A 4,831-nucleotide genomic window follows, 5' to 3' on the forward strand; every position below is an offset into this window, starting at 1 on the left:
CCGGAGAGGGCACATGGACCTATGACCCCGCCACCGGGGAGGCCACCTTCAGCCCTGATCCCGGTTTTACGACAGATCCCTCGGTGATCACCTATGAACTCACCGACCTTGATACGGGCCTAAGCGATACCGCTCAAGTTTTAATAGACTATGACATACAGCCACCCGTGGCCATGAACGACGAAAGCCTTAATAATCCCTCGGGAAGTTCAGTCACATTGGATATTCTGACCAATGACATGGATCCGGATGGAAATCTAGATCCCGACGCAGTGAATTTAATACCTCCTACCGGCGCAACCAATATTGTGACGGATATAGATGGAGACGTAATTGCCTTTGATGTGCCGGGAGAGGGAAGTTGGGTTTATAATCCAGTGAACGGCGAGATTGCGTTCAGTCCTGAACCTGGATTTCTAGAAGGTCCAACACCTATAGCTTACACGGTGGATGACAATGATGGGAATCCTTCCAATATAAGTTCAATTATCGTCGATTATGAAGCGGTAGCCGATCTCTCGTTGGCTAAAAGGGTGGTCGATAATGATGTTACTCCTTTTATTGGCACGGAAATCACTTTCGAGGTTAGCGTTACCAATGACGGTCCTGATGACGCTACCGGAGTAATTGTAACAGATTTATTGCCAAGTGGCTATGACTTTATACTATTTAGCTCAACTACAGGGGCATATGATGAAACCTCTGGTATATGGACGGTAGGAAACATAGCTTCCGGACTCACGGAAATATTGTTGATCGATGTTTTAGTGAATGCAAGTGGCGATTATTTAAATGGAGCTGAAGTCACTGCCTCGGATATAGTGGATATTGATTCAGATTCCAATAATGATGTTTTATCAGAAGATGATCAGGACGAAGTGGATGTTGTTCCGCAGCAAGTACCTTCAGTGGATCTATCTGTAACCAAGTTCGCGGATAATATGACACCCCCTGTAGGAAGCATTATTACTTTTTCCATTACCGTCAGAAATGATGGCCTTAGTGATGCCACGATGGTTGTCGTAACCGATTTATTGGCTTCGGGATATCAATACCAAAGTTCGTCATTATCCACAGGGACATACGAGCCATTAAATGGGTCTTGGACCGTTGGAGACTTACTCGTCGGCACATTTGAAACGATGGATATTCTTGCCTTGGTATTACCCAACGGAAATTACACCAACGTAGCCGAAGTAACGGATGCTGCGGAAAATGATGTTGATTCAACTCCGGCAAACAATGATGACACAGAAGATGATCAAGAAACCATTGAACCAATCCCAGTACTGGTATCCGATCTGGAACTGACCAAGGTTGTTGATGAAGCGACCCCCTTTGTTGGGGATGAGGTAATATTCACATTGAGCTTGACCAACAATGGTCCAAGCGATACCAATGGCGTAACCGTTCTTGACCAGTTACCGGATGGGTATACCTATGTGTCGAATAACAGTACGGCCGGGATATATGATCAATCCACAGGTTTATGGTCATTGAACGGCGTAGTTCCCAACGGAACCACAGAAACCCTTAACATTGTTTCAGTTGTTAACCCAACAGGTAATTATAGCAATAGTGCGGAAATCACAGGTTCTGACAATGCAGATATAGATTCAATACCATCAAATGGCCTTGCATCAGAAGATGATCAAGATAATGCGGACACTACGCCTACCCCTTTGGCAGATCTTTCCTTGACCAAAACTGTGGATAACGAATTTCCAGATGTATCGGATACGGTGACGTTTACATTAACCATGAATAATGCAGGGCCAAGTGAGGCAACTGGCATTCAAGTCAATGAGGCATTACCATCTGGTTACCGCTATATTTCCGATGACAGCGGAGGTACATATGATTCTGCCACTGGTATTTGGAATGTAGCTAGTTTGCCAGCGGATTCGAGTTTAGACCTCAACGTAACGGTAGGTATCAATACCACAGGGAGTTATGCAAATGTGGCAGAGCTGATTGCCGTCAATGAACAAGATCCAAATTCTGCACCCAACAACAATGATATAAACGAAGATGATCAAGATGGTCAAAGCACCACTCCAAGGGTCATTACGGATATGTCGGTAGTAAAAACCGTGGATAATCAAAGTCCTTCCGTTGGATCGCAAATAACCTTCACCATTACAGTGACCAATGATGGCCCCAGTGATGCAACGGGTATTGTGATAGAAGATGTTTTAGCCTCGGGCTATGATTTTATCAGCGCAACCACTTCAGCTGGTACCTTTGATGAAGTAATTGGTTCCTGGGATATCGCCGCATTGTTAAACGGGGCTTCAGAAACATTGGAAATTACTGCAACCGTTTTAACCAATGGGGATTTTTCCAATACGGCTGAATTGATTGCCTTAGACACCTTTGACCCAGATTCATCTCCTGACAACAATTTGAACTCCGAGGATGACCAAGATACTGTTAACCCTGTCCCAACCGGTCTTGCTGACTTAAGTTTGACCAAAGAGGCGAACAACCTTAATCCAAATGTGGGGGATATTGTTGAATTCACCATTAACCTTACCAATAGTGGGGACAGTAATGCAACTGGTGTTGTTGTGACCGATGTAGTGCCATCAGGGTATACCTATCAATCGCACCTAAGTACCGCTGGCGTATATGACCCTGCAACAGGGGTTTGGAATACCAATGGAGTAATACCAAATGGCACTACGGAAACACTTATTGTCTTACTGCAGGTAAATTCTCCAACCGGGGATGCTGAAGAATATACCAATACGGCGGAAATCACGGCTAGTGACCAAGCAGATCCTGATAGTAATAGTAATGATGATAGTACTGTTGATGATTTGGCTGATGGTCTTGAAGATGATGATGAAGCCAGTGTAACAGTTATTCCTCAATCCGTAGATATAGCAGTAACCAAAGCGGTAAACAATGAACGCCCAAAAATTGGTGATGCAATTCAATTTACCATTAGTGTGAACAATTTAGGAATGTCTGATGCGACAAATCTTGGCATTGAGGAAATGCTTCCGAGTGGTTATCTGTATCTAAATTCACAGGCATCCGTTGGCATTTATGACCAAATAGACGGTTTCTGGGAAATAGCATTATTGGCTAGCACTGAAACAGCAACCCTTACCATTAGCGTTGAAGTATTGCAAGAGGATAACTACCTCAACACAGCAAAACTTGCTTTTGTAGATCAAATTGATTTAAACGGGGCCAATGATACTGGTCAGGCAACAATTGACCCTACTTGTTTAACCATTTATAATGAATTCTCACCAAATGATGATGGGGTAAACGAATTCTTTAAAATCGATTGTATTTCCAGATATCCGAATAATGTACTACGGGTCTACAATCGTTGGGGCAATATTGTTTTTGAACAACAGAACTATGACAATACGTGGACGGGTCTCTCAAACGGTAGGGCGACCATAAGCGAGCAAGAGCTTTTACCGGTAGGCACCTATTACTATATTCTTGATTTGGGGGATGGATCGGAACCCATCGCGGATTGGCTTTATATAAACAGATAATACGATAACATAATCGCTGTAAAAACTTATATAATGAAAAGTTATTTGAAATATATTTTGATCATCATATGTATTGGTTTTGGTTCTTCCGCATTCGGTCAACAAGATCCACAATTCACGCAGTACATGTATAACACCATGAGCATTAACCCTGCTTATGCAGGTTCGCGGGGAAATTTATCCATACTGGGAATGTACCGCACACAATGGGTGGGACTTAATGGAGCTCCAACCACCCAAGTATTGGCCATAGACGGACCTGTAGGCAATAATGTAGGGCTGGGTATAATTGTCACCAACGATGAACTAGGGCCATCCAATGAAACGTTTTTCGATGCAAACTTCTCTTATACCATAAATTTGGATGAAGACAACAAGCGTTTATCCTTTGGTTTAAAAGGTGGCGGCAGGTTATTCAATGTTGACTTTTCAAAAGGCTTGTTTGAAGATCCCGATATCGCTTTTCAAAACAATATTGAAAACAAATTTTTTCCCACAATTGGCGCCGGAGTGTACTATCATACCAATAATGGGTATTTTGGTTTTGCCATACCCAACTTCTTTTCAGAGGAGCATTATGATGGTTCGGTACAACAAATTGCGACAGAAAGATTACATTATTATTTAATAGGTGGTCGCGTATTTACCATAAATAAAGATGTGTTGTTCAAACCAGCATTTTTTGTAAAATGGGTGCCGGGATCACCGATAATTGCTGACCTATCCGCTAACTTTTTAATCAAAGAAATTCTAACGCTTGGGGCTGCCTACAGATGGGACGACTCCTTTTCTGGACTCTTGGGCGTAGATATTTCACCCAAATTACATATTGGGTATGCCTATGATCTAACAACAACAGACCTAAGAAACTACAATAATGGCACGCATGAGATTTTTATAAGATTTGATCTTAGAACACTGACCAGAAGACTAAAATCCCCAAGATTTTACTAAAATAATAGCATGAAAAAAATATTCTTTTATAGTATTGTTTTAATGGCAAACATCATGTTTGGCCAAATTAATTACAGCTCGGCTGAAAGAAATTTTAATTCACTTTGGTATAAAAAAGCTGCCCAACAGTATCAGGCCCAAGTTGAAAAGGGAGACGATTCTCAAGAAGCACTCCAAAAAGTTGGTGATGCTTACTATTTTAATACAGACATGCAAAATGCCGTCAAATGGTATGGACAACTATTTGCAAAATATGAGCACGCTTTAGATCCAACCTATATTTTTAGATACATACATACCCTCAAGGGAGTTGGCAATTATGGTATGGCAAAATTGCTGACTACGAGGTATGGGGC

The 4,831-nt window shown here is 42.0% G+C and carries 2 protein-coding genes and 1 pseudogene; all 3 read left to right on the forward strand.

Features of this window, described 5'->3' with window-relative positions; all coding sequences use genetic code 11:
* A partial coding sequence (locus WBM98_RS05495) for a gliding motility-associated C-terminal domain-containing protein (RefSeq protein WP_424365025.1) occupies nt 1-3,521 on the forward strand: 3,521 nt, incomplete at its 5' end.
* A gap of 33 nt (nt 3,522-3,554) precedes the next feature.
* Complete coding sequence (locus tag WBM98_RS05500; RefSeq protein ID WP_424365026.1) at nt 3,555-4,475, forward strand: PorP/SprF family type IX secretion system membrane protein; 921 nt, start codon at nt 3,555-3,557, stop codon at nt 4,473-4,475.
* Nucleotides 4,476-4,484: 9 nt separating this feature from the next.
* Nucleotides 4,485-4,831 (forward strand): annotated as a pseudogene (locus WBM98_RS05505) (OmpA family protein); the annotation flags it as partial.

Source organism: Maribacter sp., assembly GCF_049667165.1.
Lineage (GTDB): Bacteria > Bacteroidota > Bacteroidia > Flavobacteriales > Flavobacteriaceae > Maribacter_A.

What these genes read in the sequence shown, in the direction of transcription:
- WBM98_RS05500 (WP_424365026.1), top strand. Translation starts at nt 3,555, where the DNA reads ATGAAAAGTTATTTGAAATATATTTTGATCATCATATGTATTGGTTTT.